This window comes from Vibrio aphrogenes (assembly GCF_002157735.2).
GTDB classification, from domain to species: domain Bacteria; phylum Pseudomonadota; class Gammaproteobacteria; order Enterobacterales; family Vibrionaceae; genus Vibrio; species Vibrio aphrogenes.
The window spans coordinates 339,542-361,146 of record NZ_AP018690.1 but is presented as its reverse complement, the minus strand read 5'-3'; the positions used below and the strand labels follow the sequence as shown (position 1 = coordinate 361,146).

At 43.2% G+C, this 21,605-nt stretch carries 17 protein-coding genes; 4 read left to right on the top strand and 13 right to left on the bottom strand.

What is annotated here, in order from left to right; translation table 11 throughout:
* Nucleotides 1-3: 3 nt before the first annotated feature.
* From secF to norR, 4 genes are all read right to left on the bottom strand, one after another.
* Nucleotides 4-912, bottom strand: coding sequence for a protein translocase subunit SecF (gene secF / locus VCA1004_RS12855; protein ID WP_197715845.1), 909 nt, complete (start codon nt 910-912; stop codon nt 4-6).
* Between the two features lie 2 nt (nt 913-914).
* Complete coding sequence (gene secD / locus VCA1004_RS12850) at nt 915-2,777, bottom strand: protein translocase subunit SecD (protein ID WP_086980843.1); 1,863 nt, start codon at nt 2,775-2,777, stop codon at nt 915-917.
* A gap of 277 nt (nt 2,778-3,054) precedes the next feature.
* Nucleotides 3,055-3,540: a hypothetical protein gene (locus VCA1004_RS12845; RefSeq protein WP_126000540.1), complete on the bottom strand. Its 486-nt coding sequence runs from the start codon at nt 3,538-3,540 to the stop codon at nt 3,055-3,057.
* A 301-nt stretch (nt 3,541-3,841) separates the two neighbouring features.
* Nucleotides 3,842-5,338, bottom strand: coding sequence for a nitric oxide reductase transcriptional regulator NorR (gene norR, locus VCA1004_RS12840; protein ID WP_232012682.1), 1,497 nt, complete (start codon nt 5,336-5,338; stop codon nt 3,842-3,844).
* Nucleotides 5,339-5,671: 333 nt separating this feature from the next.
* Here norR and VCA1004_RS12835 point away from each other — a divergent pair, with 333 nt between their 5' ends.
* Entirely contained in the window at nt 5,672-6,874 is a 1,203-nt protein-coding gene (locus VCA1004_RS12835) for an NnrS family protein (RefSeq protein ID WP_086980840.1), read from the top strand.
* A gap of 234 nt (nt 6,875-7,108) precedes the next feature.
* On the opposite strand, the gene helD is transcribed toward VCA1004_RS12835, so the two are convergent.
* On the bottom strand, nt 7,109-9,256 hold the full coding sequence (helD, locus tag VCA1004_RS12830; protein ID WP_086980839.1) for a DNA helicase IV: 2,148 nt from the start codon (nt 9,254-9,256) through the stop codon (nt 7,109-7,111).
* Between the two features lie 278 nt (nt 9,257-9,534).
* On the opposite strand from helD, the gene yccS reads away from it, so the two are divergent.
* Nucleotides 9,535-11,727: a YccS family putative transporter gene (yccS, locus tag VCA1004_RS12825; protein WP_086980838.1), complete on the top strand. Its 2,193-nt coding sequence runs from the start codon at nt 9,535-9,537 to the stop codon at nt 11,725-11,727.
* 119 nt (nt 11,728-11,846) lie between these two features.
* Here yccS and VCA1004_RS12820 read toward each other — a convergent pair whose 3' ends face one another.
* Nucleotides 11,847-12,782, bottom strand: coding sequence for a 5-oxoprolinase subunit C family protein (locus VCA1004_RS12820; RefSeq protein ID WP_086980837.1), 936 nt, complete (start codon nt 12,780-12,782; stop codon nt 11,847-11,849).
* Between the two features lie 51 nt (nt 12,783-12,833).
* Nucleotides 12,834-13,589 carry a 5-oxoprolinase subunit B family protein gene (locus tag VCA1004_RS12815; protein ID WP_164520881.1) on the bottom strand — a complete coding sequence of 252 codons (756 nt, stop codon included), beginning with the start codon at nt 13,587-13,589 and terminating at the stop codon, nt 12,834-12,836.
* Between the two features lie 124 nt (nt 13,590-13,713).
* On the opposite strand from VCA1004_RS12815, the gene VCA1004_RS12810 reads away from it, so the two are divergent.
* On the top strand, nt 13,714-14,373 hold the full coding sequence (locus VCA1004_RS12810) for a DsbA family oxidoreductase (protein WP_086980836.1): 660 nt from the start codon (nt 13,714-13,716) through the stop codon (nt 14,371-14,373).
* 185 nt (nt 14,374-14,558) lie between these two features.
* Here the strand turns inward: VCA1004_RS12810 and VCA1004_RS12805 are convergent, their stop codons facing one another.
* Both VCA1004_RS12805 and VCA1004_RS12800 read right to left on the bottom strand, forming a co-directional pair.
* Entirely contained in the window at nt 14,559-16,043 is a 1,485-nt protein-coding gene (locus VCA1004_RS12805) for a coniferyl aldehyde dehydrogenase (RefSeq protein WP_197715844.1), read from the bottom strand.
* Between the two features lie 85 nt (nt 16,044-16,128).
* On the bottom strand, nt 16,129-16,530 hold the full coding sequence (locus VCA1004_RS12800; protein ID WP_086980835.1) for an ATP-binding protein: 402 nt from the start codon (nt 16,528-16,530) through the stop codon (nt 16,129-16,131).
* 78 nt (nt 16,531-16,608) lie between these two features.
* Between VCA1004_RS12800 and VCA1004_RS12795 the strand changes: the two genes are divergently transcribed.
* Entirely contained in the window at nt 16,609-17,457 is an 849-nt protein-coding gene (locus VCA1004_RS12795; RefSeq protein WP_164520880.1) for an NAD-dependent epimerase/dehydratase family protein, read from the top strand.
* 17 nt (nt 17,458-17,474) lie between these two features.
* Here the strand turns inward: VCA1004_RS12795 and VCA1004_RS12790 are convergent, their stop codons facing one another.
* The 4 genes from VCA1004_RS12790 to VCA1004_RS12775 form a co-directional block, all read right to left on the bottom strand.
* Nucleotides 17,475-18,668, bottom strand: a complete 1,194-nt coding sequence (locus VCA1004_RS12790; RefSeq protein ID WP_086980833.1) for an HPP family protein — start codon at nt 18,666-18,668, stop codon at nt 17,475-17,477.
* 213 nt (nt 18,669-18,881) lie between these two features.
* Entirely contained in the window at nt 18,882-19,820 is a 939-nt protein-coding gene (locus VCA1004_RS12785; protein ID WP_086980832.1) for a hypothetical protein, read from the bottom strand.
* Between the two features lie 79 nt (nt 19,821-19,899).
* Nucleotides 19,900-20,382, bottom strand: coding sequence for a YehS family protein (locus VCA1004_RS12780; RefSeq protein WP_086980831.1), 483 nt, complete (start codon nt 20,380-20,382; stop codon nt 19,900-19,902).
* Nucleotides 20,383-20,532: 150 nt separating this feature from the next.
* The gene (locus VCA1004_RS12775; RefSeq protein ID WP_086981376.1) at nt 20,533-21,531 is read right to left on the bottom strand and encodes a phospholipase A; all 999 of its coding nucleotides are present in this window, start codon (nt 21,529-21,531) and stop codon (nt 20,533-20,535) included.
* Between the last annotated feature and the right edge of the window lie 74 nt (nt 21,532-21,605).

Sequence of the window (21,605 nt, the reverse complement as noted above, 5' to 3'; positions counted from 1 at the left end):
ACACTATGGCGTTTCGGCGATCGCCACCACTTTATAATGTTCTGGTTTTAAGCCTAATATTTCTGGCAATGAAGTTCCTACCGCAATCGATGACCAAGTACCAACTATAATCCCGATAAACATGGCAACCGAGAAACCTTCTAATGGTGCGCCCCCAAGTAACCATAAGGCTGACACCGTCATTAATGTGGTTCCCGAAGTGATCATGGTACGGCTAAACGTCGCAGCAATGGCCTGATTGTTAATATCTGCGGTTTTTTCATCCGGCTTCAGACGTAATAGTTCACGAATACGGTCGGCAATGATGATCGAGTCATTCAATGAGTAGCCTAAGATCGCAAGCACCGCCGCTAACACCGTAAGGTTAAACTCCATTTGGCTCAGCGCAAAGAAACCTAAGACAAATACCACATCATGCAACAAGGCAAGCAAGGAGCCCAAAGCCAAGCGCCATTCAAAACGAACACTTAAATACCCCATGATGCAAAGCAGACATACCAATAACGCCAAACCGCCCTGATCCGCTAACTCTTGACCAACTTGCGGACCAACCACACTGGTATTAAGTACTTGAGTGTCACCATTTAATGGCGCTAACAAGCTTTCAATGGATACATTAGCGGTTTCCATATTGTCAGGAATGCTATAACGAATCACCCAGCGCCCCGGGCCTTCACTGGCCACAACACTGACTTTTTGTCCTAATCCGGCTTCAAGTAACGGTGTTAATTCACTGCTGGTGATGCGATGATCAACTTGCACTTCACTCACGACCCCACCGGTAAAGTCTAGCCCCCAGTTCAATCCTCGTGAGAAGATAAAGAACACCGCAAGACACATGACTAAAATTGATACTACACTGGTTCCATAACGCCATTGGCTAGCATTACGCATATTCATTAATTTACTCATGATTAAATTCTCACATTGCGACGGTTATCTTGACCCCATAACCAGTTAATAATGGCGCGAGAAGCAAAAATACCGGTAAACATACTCGTTACTAACCCAAGACCTAGTGTTAACGCAAAACCTTGGATTGGACCATTACCAATGTAATACAACACTATCGCGGTAATCATCGTGGTGAAGTTGGCATCCAAAATGGTGCTAGTGGCGCTACTAAAGCCACTGTTAATCGCCATTGCCAGACTATTCCCTTCTTGTAACTTGTCTCGAATACGTTCAAAAATCAGTACGTTAGTGTCAACGGCCATACCAACAGTCAATACCAGCCCTGCAATACCCGGTAAGGTCAACACCGCGCCAGGAATTAAGGCTAACAGGCCAAATAACATCACCATGTTGCCCAACAAGGCCACGTTGGCAATCCAGCCTAAACGACGATACCAAACCGCCATAAACAGCAAGGTCATGCCTAAACCTAACGCTAAAGCAGAAAAACCATTGGTGATATTTTCTGCCCCTAATGTTGGGCCAATGGTGCGTTCTTCCACAATCGTCACTGGTGCGGTCAACGAACCGGCACGTAGCAATAACGCCAAGCTTTGAGCATCTTGAATAGAGCCCGCTCCGGTAATACGGAACTTAGAGCCTAATGCCGATTGAATGGTCGCCACGCTAATGACCTTATTGGTTTGCACGACTTCACCACGTTCATTGCGAGAATACTCACTGTAGGCGGTTGCCATTGGCTTACCAATATGACCACCAGAGAAATCCGCCATCATCTTGCCGCCTTGAGCATCCAAAGTAATGTTGACTTCCGGCATACCCATTTCACCAAAGTTAGCGCGAGCATCGATAATATGTTCACCGGTGAGCACTGGCGATGAAGCCACTTTAACTAAGGTGCCATTTTCATCTGGGATGTTTTTGCCATTCAGCGCGGTATTATTCAGTACTTCATAAAACGCCAAACTTGCGGTTGCCCCAATCACATTTTTTGCTTGAGCAGGGTCTTGAACACCAGGTAATTCAATGCGAATACGATGTTCACCTTGTCTTTGTACCGACGCTTCGGTAATACCCAACTCTTCAATACGACTACGCATGATCTGTAAGTTTTGCTGTACCGTAATATTACGTAAATCCACACTTTCCGATTCTAAACGGGTCACCGAAAGATGACGTCCATCCGTATGAATTTTCCAACCGTTATATTCTTTACTAATAAAATCATGCAATTGTGAAGCTTGGTCGGCGCTCGTTAAAGTGACCGTTAACCCTTCAGGTGAAATACCACTAAATTTAGCGCGACGCATTTTTTGCTCAAACAGAAAATGACTAATGTCTTTTTTCAACTGATCCGTTTGCCCTTGATAGACAGATTGCATATCCACATCAAGTAAGAACTGCACCCCACCACGCAAGTCTAAGCCAAGCGAAATGGGTTTAAAGCCAAGATTGGTAAGCCATTGTGGAGCATTCGCCACTGACGCTAACGCCACTTGCACACCATTGCCTTGCCCTTGTTGGCCGAACATTTCCAGTAAGAGGTTTTTCGCCACTGGCATTTGATCTGGGTTGTCCAAAATCACCCAAGTGGTCGTATCATCTTGCTTAATTTCTTTTAACGCGATGCCTTGCTGGGTTAACTCGTGTTGCAGTCTTAATGGCTCAAGCTTTTTCTTTTGCGCCACTTCCAAACGGTTATCAGTGCCTTGATTGATTTGTAAGGCTGAGGACTCACCAAACCAAGAAGGCAAGGCGCTCAATAACATAATCACTAAAGTGACAATCAGTACTGCATATTGCCAGTAACCGTATTTATTTAAGGTACGCTTCGTGGTCGTACGTTTATGTTGTAAATTCATACTATTTACCTAGAAGAAGTTACTCATTGGCAACCAAAAGCCAATGAATTACTCATTTGTCGTGCCAAGACACCTTGAGAATATTAAATATATTCTTTAAATATCAGAAAGATATTAAGGCTATTGAGCAGCGACCTATTGATAGAACACTTTTATCATCATCAATGGAAACTCTATTTTCCGACGTCAAAACCATTGAGAACTGATGAAAAAAATGAGGATCATTTCAGCCAGCTTGAGCGAGTTTCCTCAGCGCCAAGCCGGGTTTGAATAAGAACTAAGCGTGGGAGTATTGCTGGGGAATGTATTGCAAATTGCTGTCCTTCCAACCGGAAAGACGCGATGATTGAGGATCGTACTTAATCATCCAATCAGATTGTGGTGCAAGGGTTTCATGTTGATGAAACGCCATAGAAGACCAAGAGATTTCAGTGAACTCAAACACTTTGACATAATCAGGTGTTAAAGCCTCATTATTCAGCGTGGCATGAGCCAGTCTCAAGGTAAAAGAATTCACATAGATGTCGTGGCTTAAATCAAACAATGACGCCCACTCAGTAGAGGGCACAGAGGATGACCCAAGCTCACAGGAAATAGACACATCATTGGATACAGATAACGAACATGCCTCATCGCTGATGTTGGTCCACATCACCGATGAAGTTGAAGAAGGAAGTATTGGATTATTTGAGATGTGCTCAGCCTTGGCATGGGATGCGCCAATAAGACAGAAAAACAATAAGATAAACTGAATGAATCTCACGCCGAGCTCTTTATAAATAAATTTCGCGTATCATGCGACGTCATCCATAAAATATCAACATGATTTTTCAGTTTATTTTGTATTGCAAATCACATATTTATCCTCTTATACCCACTCTTGGGTTTTCCTTAGCCATCAAACTAGACCATCCAGTCTTAACTAAGCCTAAATAACCTCAGCTGCGGATAACTAGAAGGTTAAACTTGTTTTTGTGACACTCTTATCCGCAATTGAGGTTAAATAGTAAGTTATCCGTAACGCAGATTAGCTGTAACTCAGATTAGCTATTAACTCAGATTAACTATAAACCCAATTTTTTGCCCATTTTATAGAGGTTGCCACGGTCCATTTGTAAAAATTCTGCCGCTTTGGCCCACACACCGCCCGATTGCTGTAAAGCGTGTTCAATCAATTGTTTTTGATAGGCTTCAACCGCAGTACGCATTGGCGTAGGCTCGGTAGGCAGTAAGGCGAGCACTCCCCGTTCTGACTCCTCTGGCATAGCCGTTGGTGTTGAGCCTATAGATAAATCGGCATTAAAATGTTGCCATTCAATCAATTTAGCTTGCTCTTGCATCGCTCTTAAACCGGCTCGCATTAAGGTATGCTCTAATTCACGCACATTACCGAGCCATTGTTGTTGTTCTAACTTTTGTAACGCTAGAGGATGAATGTGCAGAGTCTTTAGCTGAAATTGCGTCCGTATCGTATCGAGAATATGTCCAATTAAGACCGGAATATCGCCTTCACGCTCACGTAATGGCGGCACCGCAATCGGAAACACATTTAAGCGATGGAAAAGGTCTGAACGGAAACGGCCTTCGCGGACTTCTTTATCTAAATCACGATTAGTTGCAGCAATAATTCGTACATCAATCAGGCTGTTTTTATCCGCTCCTACTCGTTGCACCTCACCTTGTTGAATCACCCGCAACAGTTTGGCCTGTAACAAGAGCGGCAATTCACCGATTTCATCTAAAAAGATAGTCCCGCCATCGGCTAATTCAAATTTCCCCGCGCGATGGGAAGTCGCCCCAGTAAACGCGCCTTTAACGTGGCCAAATAGTTCACTTTCAGCAATCGATTCGGGTAATGCTGCACAGTTCACATACACCATAGGCTTATCAGAACGTAAGCTTTGTGCATGAATTTGATGCGCCACTAATTCTTTGCCGGTACCAGTTTCCCCACTGATTAACACCGCATAATTGGATTGCGCCACCATTTTAATATTAGCAAGCAGGCGTTTAATTTGCGGGCTGACCCCGACTAATTTCCCGCCACGACTGCGCGCTTCATCTATCAGTAGTTTATTAATTGATTGTTGTTGATGATTGGCCTTACTTAACGCTTCAAACAAGCTAATATTGCGTACGATACCCGCCGCTAATGCCGCAAAAGTCTCAACGGTTGAATCATCTATTTTATCAAAGGCACCAGAAGCTTGCGCATCTAAGGTTAGCGCCCCCACTAAGGTATCATCCACATACAAGCTACACCCCATGCAAGAATGGACATCGATCTTATGATGCAAATCAGCGCTCAAATGGCCATCAAATGGGTCGGGAAGGCTTGAATCTTCAGGAAATCGAATCGGTTGGCGACTGTTTAAAATCATCTCCAATCGTGGGTGTAAATTAGGCAAAAAAGTGCGCCCTAATACTTCATTCGACAACCCATTCATCGCCACCGGAATCAATTGCTGTTGATGGTCTAAAATAAAGATCGCACAAGCATCACAAGGCAAAACGAGTTGCAATGCATCAATTAACTTTTGGTAATGCTGCGTCGTGGGCATGCCTGCATTCAGCTCCAAAGCAATTTGTAACAGAGCTTGCTCTACCGAAGGCGTGCGGCGCGATGTATTTTTAACCACAAATATGCCCTAAAAAAAGAATAAAAAATAGCCATGGCGAGTTTTTGCTAACCCTAGCACCTATAAAACTACCATATTGATGTATAAAAAACATCAATGATTTTTACCTTTTTAATTATTCATTTAAAAACAACGACTTAAAAATTGGCACGATTTCTGCTTAATCTAGAATAGCATCAAAATTATACCCATTATTTATTGCCTGTTTGGTTTTCCTTTTTAAACCATCACAACTTGTTTTAGGAGCCATCTTCCATGATGAACATCACTGATAAAAGTGTTGAAGATAAAATCACCCCATTGCTGCGTTTAGGATTTCGCCCATTTTTCTTATTAGGCGCAATCTATGCCCCTGTTGCCATTGCGATCTGGGTGTATGCTTTTCAATATGGTCAACCAAACCAGTTGCACGTTCCAGCATTATGGTGGCACGTTCATGAAATGATTTTTGGCTTTGCGATGGCGATCGTCGCAGGTTTTCTTTTAACGGCAGTACAAAATTGGACTGGTATCAATGGCACTAAAGACAAATGGTTGGCGGTGATCGTCAGCTTATGGATATTGCCTCGAGTGCTCTTTTGGACGAGTACGCCATTGTGGTTCACCGCCCTTATTGAAGCACTGTTCTTAGCCTTAGTCGCGTATGAAATCTCTGGTCGGGTGATCAAATCGCATAAATATCGCAACCTTATTTTCTTACCCTTTTTTATTTTAGCGATCGGGGCAAACTTTGCCGCCTACGCCACCATAAAAGGAATGGCCCCTTTTCCAGCGGCCGCCGTTTGGGAAGCGATGATTTGGTGGTTTGTTCTACTGATTTCCATTATGGGGGGACGTGTTATTCCTTTCTTTACCGCCCGTCGCATCAACTTTGAGAAACCCAACCCATTGTTATGGCTAGATATTGGCGCAAACTTGCCGTTGGTTTTGTTATTTTTATTGAGCTTTTTTCCATTAACCGCGGCCACCGTTAGCCCAGCATTAATGGTATTTGCAGCGGTCATGCAAAGTGTTCGTTTTTTCCGCTGGAAACCATGGACCACTTGCAAAGAACCTTTAGTGTGGTCTTTACATACCGCTTATGCTTGTGTCCCTGTCGGGTTACTCATTAAAGGTCTTGCCTTGATGGGGCTAATTGCCAATGGCTACTTTGTCTCACACAACATGATTCATGTGTTAGCCATTGGTGGCATTGGTGGTTTGATTTTAGCCATGATTGCTCGTGTAACAATGGGACACACTGGGCGTAAGATCTATGAAGGTCCACGTATGTGGCACGCCTTTATCGCGATTTTACTCGCTGCAATTTTACGTGGCGTTGGGGTGGCTTTCTGGCCACAACACATTCTGACACTGATCCAAGTGTCGGCTGCGCTATGGATTTATGCCTTTATTCTTTTTGTCGTAAAATTTGGTCCAATGCTAATGAAACCAAGAAGCGATGGTCACCCAGGATAAGCGATTGTTTGGGTCACATTCACGCGAAAAGATTTAGCGTCACTGAGCGATACTGAGGAGTATCGCTCATTGCGTTTTGGGGCTGGCGACTCTTGTCACTCACGATTCTAGCCACTAACGCTTATTCGTCTTAACGCTTATTCGTCTAACACTTATTGGTATTTACGACTCTTAGTTTTAACGGCACTTGGTATTAACGGCTCTCGATATACTGCGTCTAAACCTTTAGCAACATTAACGCTTTTTGATCACCATCGGATAACGGTTCGCTTTTAACTCACGGATAAACGACGATGGATTGGCGTTATGTAAAATCCACACCTTTTCTTTAGCACGAGTCATTGCGACATAAAATAAACGGCGCTCTTCTGCATTCGGGAAAGGATCATCACTGGCTAACAACGCATCATGCAAATGTTTATGCCTTTCAACAGCGGGAAATTGCCCTTCGTCAACCGAAACAATAATGACATAATCCGCCTCTTTACCTTTACTGGCATGACAGGTTTTAAACTCAATATCTAAGTGCAAGTTCAATTTTTGCAATGTACGTAAATTTTCAGGCTCATGGTAATGATTGCGCCCTAATACCAACACTTTTTTACGCGCTTTATTTTGACTATTTAAGTCTGCCAAAATGGCTTCTAAAGTATGCATTGGAGCAATGGTGACGGCTTTTTGTTTTTGATGCTTATGGCTATTTAGCGTTTTTTCAAGCTGGTAAGGGTTCGCTTGAATGAAGCGATTGGCCACATCACCAATTTGATTATTAAAACGATAAGTGGTGTCTAAATAATGAATTTGAGCATGAGGGAAACGCTGCTGAAAGCCCGTAGTTAAATTCACATCCGCGCCCGCAAAACGATAAATCGCTTGCCAATCATCACCAACGGCAAATAACGAGCACTGCTGCTGAGATTGAGTCTCACCCAATAACACCTTATGAATTGACGCCTGACAAATACTGGTCAATAAGTCCAAACGGCTTGGCGAAATATCTTGATATTCATCCACCATAATAAAACGCCATTGTGGTTTGAACTTGCCATTTTTCGCATACTGAGTGGCTTTAGTGATCATACTATTAAAATCAATTTGATGATCCTCTTTCAGCATTTTTTGCCAAGCTTGATAACAAGGCCAAGCGAGCATTAACTCACTGTTTAATTGCGGATAATCTTCTCGTTCAATCAAGCGCTCTTGTAATTCTTTTTTAGGCAATTGTAATGCTGACAACTGATCTACTTGTTGTTCAAGCCAGGCTAATAACTTAGGGTTTTCAACTTGCGAGCCTAAATCGACATCCCCTTTCAAAAAAGCAATGGGCCATTCAGCTAAATGTTTTTGCCAACGTTTAAAATTGGTTTCTGTCATCCAATGGGTTTTCAACCATTGAGAGAACCATGCGGTTTTCTGGGCAGGTGTTGTGGCTAACGGTGAAATTTCCACTTGCGAGCCTTCCACAGAGCGAATGATCTCTAAACCCAATTGATGGAAAGTCTGTACTTTAATGTTTTTGCCTAATTGCCCAAATTTTTCCTCAATGCGTTGCTGCATTTCTTTGGCGGCCTCGCGTCCAAACGCCACTAACAACAACTCTTCAGGTTGAGCTTGTTGGCTTTTGAGTAAATACCCGACTTTTGCCATCAAAACGCTGGTTTTACCAGAACCGGCTCCTGCAAGGATCAAACTATGATCATCGTTTAATAATACCGCTCGCTGTTGCGATGGGTTAAGAGGTGAAGACTCACATTCTTGAAAATACGTTTGCCACTCCACTTCTTGGTTGATGAGCCAAGTTTTATTGCGTTGTTCAATTGAGGCTTCTGGGTAGGTTAACCAGCGCTTTAAACCACTGGCAAGCGATGGGGTCGAATAGTGAATCTCATCATGCTCTCCCGGTTGCTCATGAGATGGGAAAATATTGATCACTTCGGCTAACGACATATCTTTTTTGGTTAAATCGCGTTCAATCCCTTGCACCCAATAATCAATCGCAGAATGCGTCAAGTATCCGGTTTGATTGACCAATTCATGCAATTGCTTTAACCAACTTGGTAATAATTCGGTTAACGCTTCACTTTGATTTAATTGCCAACGTCGATATTCCCCCACCACACTCTGAGCAAAGCCACGACATTCTAGCCACGGCAACCCTTGTACTAGCCAACGTATTTGTTCTTGCTCTTCTTCATAGGCATGAAAATACAAATTGCCCCAAACTAAACCACGCTCAATTGTGATCTCACCATTCCAAGCTGCAAATGGAATTTGAATTTCATCCGTCGGTGACGACAAAATAATGGTTTGATCTTTGACTTCAACTTGTCGATATTCATCTTGGATAAAAAATTGAGCTAAACGGCTGGCGCTTAATTGCATGAGGCTTCCTTTACAAGCAGCGATATTAGGGAAATAGACGGATTGCCAACATTCTAACGGGTTTTTTAGTGATTGAAAGCACTGCGGTGAAGCCTGCTTTTAAATCGAGCAATTCACGTCCATAAATGGCAAAAGATTGGCTTAAAAATTGCTTATAATCAAATGGATTGGAAATATTTTACTGTTATCACAAACGGATATAGTTTGAAGCAATAAAGGTCATTATACTAACCGCGACTCATTGACTCAGGAAATAATAAATCAGTATGACAAATACGATGCAAAAAATACGACATTATTGGTCAGATAAAACCATTAACTACTGCATTCGGATACTGATCGCCCTCCTTGGAGTGGTGTTACCTTGCTGGTATTACAACTATGTCACGGAAATTACGCCATTAATTTTAGGGATCATCGCTGCGGCCTTGGCGGAAACCGACGATAACTTTATGGGCCGTATCCGCGCGATCATTCTCACCTTCATTTGTTTTGCTATCGCGTCGGTTTCAATCGAAGTCCTCTTTCCGTACCCGCCTCTGTTTGCGATTGGCTTATTCATCAGTACCTTTGGCTTTATTATGCTCGGTGCGGTCGGGCCTCGTTACGCTAGCATTGCGTTTGGCTCCTTATTGATTGCCATCTACACCATGTTGGGCTACTACTTGTATGAAAGCATTTGGTTCCAACCTGTGTTGTTACTGATTGGTGCTGCTTGGTATTACCTTATCTCAATGATTTGGCAAATTTTTTGGCCGATGCAACCAGTACAACAAAGTTTGGCTAATGTGTTTGAAGAAATAGCCGATTATATGGAAGCCAAAAGTGCGCTTTTCCATCCGGTTTCAGGTTTGACGCCACAACCGTATCGTATTTTGGAAAGCCAATTAAACGCTGCGACCGTGAATGCGCTGAATCAATGCAAAAACACCTTATTAACTCGTTCTAAACGTGGTCATGTGGATGGCCCGAGTGACCGTTATTTACAATTATATTTTCTGGCGCAAGACATTCATGAGCGCATCAGCTCAACCCATTATCGCTATCAAGATCTGGCCGACCATTTTTCTCGCAGTGATGTACTGTTTCGCTTTAAGCACCTCATGCTAACCCAAGCGAAAGCCTGCCGTGATATTGCCGATGCGTTAGAATCTAGCACCCATTATCAATATGATGGTGACTCCATTCTGGCCTTGGATGAATTACAATCGTCCATGCAATTTTTAAAAGATCAAAATAGACCCGAATGGAAATTACCTTTAGCGCAGCTTTTTTACCTTTTCAATAACCTGATCACGGTAGAAAAACAGCTCTCTAACGTTAGTAATCCAGACGCCTCAAAATTCATTCCTGAAAATACCAGCAATGAAGCAAACGACTTTGCTTTACACGATACTACGGCGCATACTCCTAAACTGATGTGGCAACGAATTCGTAATAATTTACACCGTGATTCGATGTTATTTCGTCATGCACTGAGAATGTCGATTGTTCTGACTATTGGTTACGGCATCATACAAGGCTTTGGACTCGAACGTGGTTATTGGATCATGTTAACCAGCCTCTTTGTATGCCAACCAAACTTCAGTGCCACCCGCCAGAAACTCACCGCTCGGGTCATTGGTACTTTAGTCGGTTTATTGATTGGTGTGCCTTTGTTGACCTTATTTCCATCGACCGAAAGCCAACTGGTGTTTTTAGTGTTATCTGGTACTTTATTCTTTGCTTTTAGAATGAATAACTACGGCTCAGCCACCGCCTTCATTACGTTATTGGTACTCTTTTGTTTTAGTCAATTAGGCGAAGGGTTTGCAGTGATTCTGCCTCGCTTAACCGATACCTTAATTGGCTGTGGCTTAGCGGTCTTTGCGGTGCGTTATATTCTGCCCGACTGGCAAGCGAAGAAATTGCATAAAGTGATGTCTGAGGCGATTCAAGCCAACAAAAACTACCTCGGGCAGATTATTGCGCAATATCGCGTCGGTAAACGAGATGATATGAACTATCGCCTAGCCAGACGTAACGCGCACATCATGGATTCTACTTTGAGTACCACCATCAGTAACATGTTGGCAGAACCTGATAAATACAAGAAAGCCATTGATGAGAGTTTTCGTTTCTTAACCCTTAATCATGCCATGTTAAGCTACATTTCAGCATTGGGTGCTCATCGTAAACGTATTGATGATCAAGAAACGCACCTACTCATTCTTGAGGCGCATAAAGGGATTCATGACAATTTAGAACAACTAGAACAACAACTTCATGACCAAAACTGTGAGATTACTCTAGACTCGTTTAATACCGAGTTGGATAAGCGTCTGAGTGAATGGCGTGAAGGCGATGAAGAAGCGGTACGCTTGATCTTGCAACAGCTTCATCTTATTTATCGCATGCTGCCGGAAATGTATTCCTTAGCTAATAAGTTTTCCGTGCGCGTTCCTAAAGCGATGGCACTAAAACAACAATAAGTCTCGAGAACAGCGATAGGCAACGAGAACAACAATGAGCAACTAAAGCAAAAATAGGTAACGAAAGCAAAAATGCGGAACTTGAGCAAAAATAAGCATCTAACCGCAAAAGGAGGCGATTAACGCAGGTTGAAAAACGTTAATCGTTGTCGATATTGCGCCTCAGCTTGCTCACGCTCAATCAATTGAAAGCGAACTTGGGCGTTCGGTGGGCATTGCGCCAGTTTACTAACACTCATTCGAGTTAAACAACCTATTTTCGGATAACCGCCGATGGTTTGGTGATCGGCCATTAACACAATCGGTTGACCATCTGCGGGAATCTGAATCGCCCCTAAAGCAATGCCTTCAGAAATCAGGCTAGCACCATCATAGTGAATTGCCTTACCTGAAAGGCGGTAGCCCATACGATCACAACTTGGCGTTACATCGTAAATTGAACGAAAGAATTGTTGACGACTCGCGATTGAAAAAGCAGCGTATTGATAACCCGCTAACACATCTAACACACAAGGTGCTGAACCTGGCGCCCAATAGTGAGGAATAAATCTCATGGGTACTTGTCGTAATAATCCTGATCCCGCCGCTTGATAATCAATGACATCACCTTTTTTAAGTGCTTGCCCATCACCCTGTAATCCACCGAGCTGATCTCGCACGACAGTTGCGCAACTGCCGAGAATGTCAGGGGCCACAAAGCCACCTTGAATAGCTAAATAAGCCCGTACTCCTTGCTTGGCCATCTGACAGGTTAAGACAGAGCCAGCGGGTACATGGTAACTGGCCCAAGGTTGGAGCGGGGTTTCATCCAGTTTCGCGTGCATATCAGCACCAGTCAGCGCAATTTGTGTTGCTTGAGTAAATTCAGCTTGAAACCCACCTAGCGTTATTTCAATTTGCGTGGCCTGTTGGGCATTCCCTAATAAATGATTCGCCCACCGAAAAGCATGCTCATCCATCGGTCCGCCCACCGTGACACCAATCCCTTGATACCCGATGCGTCCCAGATCTTGTAATAAACTCAGTGGGCCAGCCTTTATAATGCGTAACGTCATGATTCTCTCCTTGCTTTTAGCTCAACCCTTTTTTCAGCTCAACCCTTGCTTTTAGAGCAATACAGGCTCTAAGTGTCCTCCTAAATCGAGATAATCTTGCCGCGAAATCGCTTGAAAGCGTACTCTCGCTCCTATTTGAAATAACGACAAATTTTCACGTTCAAAATCCACAATAGAGATAGGCGTGCGGCCGATAATATGCCACCCGCCCGGAGACGATTTAGGGTACACCGCCGTTTGTCTTCCCGCTATTGCCACACTGCCTTTAGGCACCCGTGCACGTGGTGTGGCTTTGCGTTCAAGCGACAAGGCATCAGGCAAATGTCCCAAATAAGCAACCCCCGGCGCAAAGCCAATAGCATACACTCGATAGCTTTCTTGAGTATGTAATTCAATAATTTGTTGCCAATTTAAGCCCGTTTGTACACAGACCTCTCGAGCATCTAACGCCACTTCTTCTCCATAATACACCGGGATCTCAAGCAGATTCTCAAAAGTAGCTAATGCCGGAATGTCTCCTTGTTGCTGTCTTTTTTCGCTCACGGCCTTTTTAATCAGTCGTTTTTCAAATAGTTGCTTTTCAAACAAAAGGTTTTCAATCTGGGCTTGGCACTCTGTCATAGAAATTTTTAAGACATCAATAGTGAGCAACATTGAGCAATAAGAAGGAACGGCATCCAATAAATACTGCCCTAGTTGCTGTTGTAAAATCGACAGCGTGGCTAAAAGGCGGTCAGACAAGTCAGGATCAATCCGATTTGAATAAGAAATCATTAAGGTATTTTCGCTGATCTGCTCGATTTTCATCCTGTTTATTCCTTCTTCATACACGAAAATCCCACACAACGAACAAATTGATGGTTGCTTCTTGACTATGATATTTTCGCTTCCATAATAAGTGGTCTTTAAACATATTCGACAAGGTAGTGGTATGTCTAACCCTAAACTTAAAATAGATATTATTTCCGACGTGGTTTGCCCGTGGTGCGTCATTGGCATAAAACATTTGAAAGACGCGGTAGTGAAAAACAACTGGCAAGATCGCATTGATATTGAATGGTATCCGTTTGAGTTAAATCCAGATATGCCACCAGAAGGCGAGAATCTACGCGATCACATTATTCGGAAATACGGCGCAACACCAGAAGAAAGCGCAGAAAACCGACAACGCTTGATTGAATTTGGCCAATCGGTTGGCTTTGAATTTAACTTCACTGATGATTTTCGGATCTACAATACCCGCCAATGTCACATCCTATTAGATTATGCCCACTCGGTTGGTTTACAAACTCAATTAAAAATCGCCCTCTTTACCGCTTACTTCACTGAAGGGAAAAATATTTCCGACATTGATGTACTCATCAATATTGGTGAAGGCGTCGGCTTAGACGTTGATGAAATGATAGCCTACCTACACGACACCGCTGAACACGATAAAATTGATGTGATTGAAGATCAATGGCGCGAAATGGGCATCTCTGGCGTACCAACCGTAGTCTTTAATAATGAGCAAGCTTTGACTGGCGCTCAAAGTGTCGAAAGCTATGAAGAAATGCTGAAACACTATTTACAAGATGAAACCCAAAACTGAGAAGATTAAGCGGTTATATTTCCTCACTTCACCATAAAAATGGGCGCTGAATATTCAGCGCCCATTTTTGCTCTCTTTGTGCTTTGTCGAACTAAATAACCCCAGTTGCGGATAACGAGAAGTCACTCAATACCACCCTGCATTATCGACACTCGTTGAGTCTTGCCGCTTCTGGTTACGCTTTCCTAAGCTTTTATTTTCAGCATCCAATTCATCAATTTTGTGGCAAATTTTCCATAAGGAGGCGCCATCAACTTGATGCTTGAAAAATTGGCCTGATAAAACACAGGGCGTAATTTAGAAAAGGTCAAAAACCCTTCATAACCATGATAATGCCCCATTCCGCTGCCACCAATTCCACCAAATGGCAGGTCGTGTTGCGCCACATGGAAAAGGGCATCGTTTACACACACACCACCCGATAACACCGATTGAATATACCGTTCCACCAAGGCTTTATCATGACTAAATGGATAAAACGCTAACGGACGGTCATGGGATAAAATAAAGTCGATCACCTGCTGCTCTGACTGATATTCTTTCACCATCAAAATCGGGCCAAAGGTTTCTCGTTGCTCTAACACCATCTCTGGTGTGGTATCTAAAACTAATGTTAGCGGTAATTTACGCGTAGTGGCATCTGCCTCTTGTTCCTGGAGAGGGATCACCGTCGCCCCTTTCTCTTTGGCTTCGGTTAAGGTATCTAATAAACGCTGAAAAGCCTTATCATCAATAATCGACGTGTAATCTTGACTATGAATATCGGGACAATGTTTGGCCGTCCATTGTTTCACTTCCGTGATAAAAGCTTCACGTTGTGATTGATGAACAAACACATAATCCACATTGGTACAAATTTGCCCAGCGTTGAACTGCTTCACAAACATGATCCGCTCAACGGCTTTCGCAAGTGGATAATGAGGATCAATCACTGCCGGCGATTTCCCGCCTAATTCTAAGGTGACCGGTGTGAGATTTTCAGCACACGCCGCCATGACTTTGCGCCCTGTTTCTCCTGAACCGGTAAACATCAGATGATCGAACGGTAATTTCGAAAACTCGATGCCAACCTCGCCAGTTTCCATAAAAAATTGCAGCTTATCTTCATGAAAGTACGCTGGTGTAATTTGTTGCAGAAGCTGCGTCAGGTGACGTGAGTTTTCAGACATTTTAACCATGGCACGGTTGCCAGCCGCAAACGCAGCCGATAAGCCAGCAAAGCTCAAATTAATAGGAAAATTCCACGGAATAATAAACCCAATCACGCCTATTGCTTGCGGAATGACACGGTTCTTGGCACCAAAATAGACCAAATGGTCAACGTGGCGTTTTTGGACTTTCATCCAACCTTTAAGGTGTTTAATCGTACTTGAAATATCATCAACCACGGTGATCATTTCAGCAAACAAGGTTTCATGGCGAGAACGATGCCCGTAATCTTGGCTGATGGCATTGATGATCGCTTCTCGGTTTTCGAGTAATAAGGTTTTAAGTTGAAGAAGATGCTGTTTACGCTGCTCATAACTTTCTTGCCCATACAGGTTAAAGGCTTCTTTTTGTCTTGATAATGCAGCATTAAGCCGATGACGGACACTCTCAGCGTCCTCTGGCGGCACTGTACTATGAATGGCTTGCTGATCTTGCATTGGCGAAGGGTCAAGGTGAGTCATACGGTGGGTTCCTTAATCTGATGTCGGCAAGCGCTTTAGGCTTTAGGCTTTAGGCTTTAGGCTTTAAATAATAAAATCTCATTCTTTATGGTTGCCAGTTAGCTTTCATTTTCTCGATAGTTTGCGGATCAATCTGATGAATACTACCAAATTGGTCTTGGCATACTCGAATCTCAAGCGGAATATTCAGTTGCTTAGCAATGGTTTTATAGGCTTTCATTTCCCAATGACGAACAAAAGTATTAGACACAATCACACTGCGCCCTTGTGATAAATGCAGCTTGGTTTGGCGCTGACACCATTGATGGGCAACCGATAAGTTCTGAGGAGCAAAACGATACACCCCATCCTCAGCGACAAAAAACATATCAGTTTCTAAATGTATCGCTCCGGTTTGAGTGGCCAATCGCTGTGCTAAGGTCGATTTACCCGAGCCCGGTAAGCCTCGAATCAAGGTCAGTGTTACTGAATTATTTAAATTATTCATGCTGTTATTTTTAGATTGATTGCTCACCCTACATATTGCCGATAAGATGATATCAATTCAACTTTGATGATGAACATTATGAATCAACAACAAATAACCGTCTGTGGTTGTGGGTGGCTAGGATTGCCCCTTGCTCGTGAGCTCGTACAACAAGGCTTTACCGTTTTTGGCACTAAACAATCAGCACTAGAGGCGAATAACTTAACCGCATTTGGCATTCACGGTCTGCCATTAGTCTTACCTAGAGAACATACCGAACACATTAACCTAGAGTTATCTCAAGCCTTTCAATCTGCTTGTGTGATCATTAATATTCCACCAGGCCGTCACCCTCATAGCGCAGAGCACTTTAAGCTTAAGGTACAAAGCGTCTCTGATTTAGCCAAACAATCTGGATGTAAAAAAGTCATTTTTATCAGTACTACGGGCGTTTATGCAAACTGTGACGGCGAAATTACTGAAGACACCCCAACTGCGCCGAATACAGAATCGGGTCACGCCCATGTGTGGTTAGAAAACTGGTTGCAACAACAATGGCAAGATAATGTGGTGATTCTGCGCTTATCCGGTTTGATTGGCACCGACCGTCACCCTACTAAGCATATTGTGAAACGCTTCGAGCACACTCAACAACCACTAGACAATGGCTTAACGCCGATCAATTTGATCCACCAGCACGATGTCATTCAAGCAATCTCCAATATCCTTTCCCGTTGGCCTTCACGTAAAGTACTGCATCTTGCGGCATCGACTCACCCTAGCCGCGCGGAATATTATCAAGCGATGGCGAACGAACTACGCTTAACGCCGCCACAATTTGTTATGAATGGCTCAGACAGCAAGTTGATCAACGCGCAACTCAGCTGCCAAGAATTAGGTTTATCGCTCAAATACGATGATCTGATGGCCTTTGCGCCGTATCAGTAAAACTTTAACCTAAAGCATTAAGGTTTCTGATTGACTGAATACAGCGCGCCAATTAAGTCAGATTGGGTGATGATGCCACACAACTTTTGGTCGCTGTCTAATACTGGAATGTGATGCAGGCCAATATCCGACAGTAATGGCACCAAGGCAACAATATGGTCGGTATCTTTCACCGCAATCACATCGGTTACCATAAGGTCTTTCACTTGGTTATTCACTTCTTTGCGATGCTTACGCTTCACCAACATGAGGTTTAAATGCTTGAGTAACCCAGAATAGCTCGGTACGGTCAGGTTTTTCAAAAAATCGACACTGGAAATTACGCCTAATAACTCTCGCTCATCATTCACCACCGGCAACATGCTGATTTTGTGTTTATGCAATAACTTCCACGCCATTCCAAGCGGCATATCGGCTGATGCGGTGATCACATCCGAAGACATAATATCGCGGCTTAGAATCTCCCCACTGCGACGTTGATATGCCAGTTTTTGCGCTTGTTGGTAGATGGTTTCCAGCTCTTCTTGGCTCACCGCTAATACGCTATCAAAACTATTAATGGCTCGGCGTAAATCATCGGTTTGTAAACCTAAGCGCTTTAATGGTGTGTGATCATTATGCAGATGAACAGGATCGTAATTTGGCGCAGGTTTTAACCAGCGTCTCTTTAAAATCAAACGAGTCAGTAGCTGACTAGCAAAGAAAAATACCACAATATTAATTAAGATTGGCACCATAATCTCAAAGCCAATAGGCCCATGTTGGCTGGCTAAAACTGGCACCAGCGCGGTTGCGGCTGCCGGAGGATGCATACACTCTAAGATGTACATCATCATTAATACACAGGCGATGGTCAGTGCAGCTAATAACGCCAACTCAGTGAAAACAAGACTCAGCGCCAAACCAATACCAGCAGACATAATATGCCCCACTAGAAATGGCCAAGGTTTTGCTAATGGGCTAGACGGTAAAGCGAATAAAATCACCGAAGACGCACCCATTGAGCCAATCAATATCATCTTCGCTTCTTGGCTTTGTACCGATTGACTGATCAGCACCACCAAAAATAACGCGCAAAACCCCGTAACCGAGACTTTGATTCTTTCAATCAACGGAATCGCAGAAATGACTTGCCCACCCGCATGGGCGATACCTAGCTGGAGCAATAACTTGGAGAACAGCTTTTGAGAATGCTTGATGATAAGTTGCATTAAGAATGTATCAATTTATGAACAAAGCATGATTGTATACATCATTGCAACATAAGAGAAACAATTAACCGGTAAAAGATAAACCAGAACGCAAGTAACATGGATATCACGTAAAAATCGAAGCCGTTCTGCAAAACTATAAAGTATGAACTGAGCTAATTAATTTAAGCGTTTAGCTTGCTAGATCTACACCGAAAACCTTAGCCTTAAACCTCAAAAAAACGCTTTATTGGGATCGTTGTCTTCTGCCCACGTTACATCTTGTCTGGCTTCAAAATACAACTGCAACCCGTAGTAGTTCATGTAGCATTGTGGGCCGCCGAGATGAGCAAATTCATCGAAAAAGGCATCTTCTTGTTCACACAAAGCGGGCAAATCAACAATTCCATGATTGAGCGCCCATTGAATTGACTCTACCGTGGCAACGCCATCGCCAACTTCGACTGCTTCGATATCCGTAAATTCGCCAGCCGCTTGTGCTTGACGTTCTATCTCTTGCTGATCATCAATTTGTTGACGCACTTCTGCTAAGATTCTGTCACGTTGATAAGGAATGATCGCTTTATTCAACTTAGCAATTTTCAAGGCATAATCTAACCGTTCAGGCCCAAGTATATCGATTAACTCTGGTAAAAGTTCTTTGTCTAAACGCAGTGATTTGATGAGATGATCAATGCAGGTATTTAATGAGATATAACGCACACCATCGAACTCAAATCCATAAGCTTCACTTTCTCCTTCAACCGGAATGCTGTCTAACATCAACGACCAACCTTGATAAGAAATACGCTGTTTCGCTATCAGGTACATTTGCCAAGCACTTTCACCAAACCCGCCTAATAACGCGCCCGAAAACTCGCTTTGTTCAAGCTCTTGCTGTGTCCAGTTTTGACCAATGGCAAGGTGATCACCATATTTATTCATTAAGGCTTGTTTTACGTGATCGCGCACCGCCCAAATGGTTGCCGTATCAGAGGCTACATTCACAGCTGCACATTCAGAGCACGCCGGCAAAGTCATTGGATCATGTTGTAAATAATGCACATGCTTAGGGTTTTTAGGAAAATCAAAGACTCGTGACGCAGGCTCGCCACAAAACCAACAAGTATGACGATAATTAAATGGAATATCGATGAAGGTATATTGAGACATACACGCCCCTGCAAGGTTTAGTTCGATGAAGATTATAGGGCCAAGATTATCAGCCCTTTTATTGAGATTCTAGCGAGGATCAGTCTTGAAACTGCTGCGTGTCTTGTGGACGTAATTGACATTGCACGCCAAACAAGAAGTTACGCAAAATTTGGTCTTTACATTCACGATAATGCTTATTATCAGGTTTACGGAAAAAAGCGCTGAGTTCATGCTTACTCAGATTAAAATCAACTAACTTGAGCGTGTCTAAAATATCTTCCGCTTTCATATTAAGGGCAATACGCAGCTTCATAAACACCATATTATTAGTTAGACGATTTTCGGGTTGAGGTTGTTCACCTTCACGACGACCACGTTTTGTATTGATTAAACCATTGAGAAAAATCGCTAATTCCTTATCGCTGCACTTTACGCTATCCGTATCGTCTTCTTTCTTTAACCAAGCCACAACTTGTGACCGCGTCACTTCATGATCGGCAGCAGCGTAAATCGCTACCATCTCAGCATCTTTAAAATCAAAGGTATAGCGAATACGGCGTAAAATGTCGTTATTAGTCAAAATAGGTCCTAAAATGAGTAAAGGCAGCGCGAATGGCTGCCTTATTTAAATGAGGCCTTACTCTAACAGAGTTATCGATCAGCACCTATTGATTTCAACGGTTTCTCTTGATGAGCCCCAAGGGCCTCCATTGATGTAACATTTAGCCGATTAGAGAAGACCCGTAATAGCGATCCCCAATCCCACTCGTTGCTGGTTCTGGTTATAATCAATCATACTGCTACCATAACCTGTAGAATACTTAGCATAGCCCCGCACCTTCCCCCAAATAGGGAAAGTTAAGCCAAGCTCACCATAACCTTTATGGGTGGCAAAATTTTCACGCCCTAAAAAAGAAAACTCCAAATCATTCCACTTGTAAGCGCCGCTGAGCTCAAAATGTCCCATGTAATCTTCGATATCCGGATTATCATCACCACTGGCATCACTAGGATCCGCTTTTTCACTTTCGGGTATTCGCCACCATGGTTGAAACTTCATCACGAAATTCTCTTTGGCAAAATAAAACTGCGCATACACTCGGTTCCAACTGCGAGATAAATCTTGTCGCTGCCCATTTGACTCATGTTCCACGCCAATCCCTAACCCAGTACTACCATCAAGTGGCTTCCACGCAGTCGGAGCAACATAAAATAGCTCCGGGCGATAATTGGTTTCACGAAAAGGACGAGAAATATCGGCAGCATACACTTGCCAAAACGATTTCAAGGTCATGCCAAAGAACAAGCCATCTCCTTCAATCATCAAATCAGAATAGTTTAAAGGCACTTTAAAACTGATTTGAAACTCAGCTTCTGCATGCTCCAATCCTTCTGACCAATCTGTGCCGGCATAAGCTTGCTCATTAATTTTATTACTGTATGTGACCGGCAAAAGGTAGTTGAGATGGTGCGCCGTCATCACAAAAGGTTCAAAGGCCGTTTTACGTTCGGTTTGTAGCCGATGTTGTGCCAGACTTTCTCCTTTTGTTGCGCTGTAATTGGTTTGAGTCACACTGTCTAGCTGACACTGTTGCTTAATAGATTCAATAGTTTGCTCATCATTGGGTTGCTTTATTTTCTCTAACAAGCACAAATCATAAGCACTCGCCACACCGGAAGCTTCTTGATAAGTTGCAGATTCAGATGGCGCAGTCTCTTCTTGCGGCATGCTATTGGGTTGTTGCGCATAGCCACTCACCGGTAGCCAGCAAGCTTGCAATAACATAAGGCGAATAGGGGTTA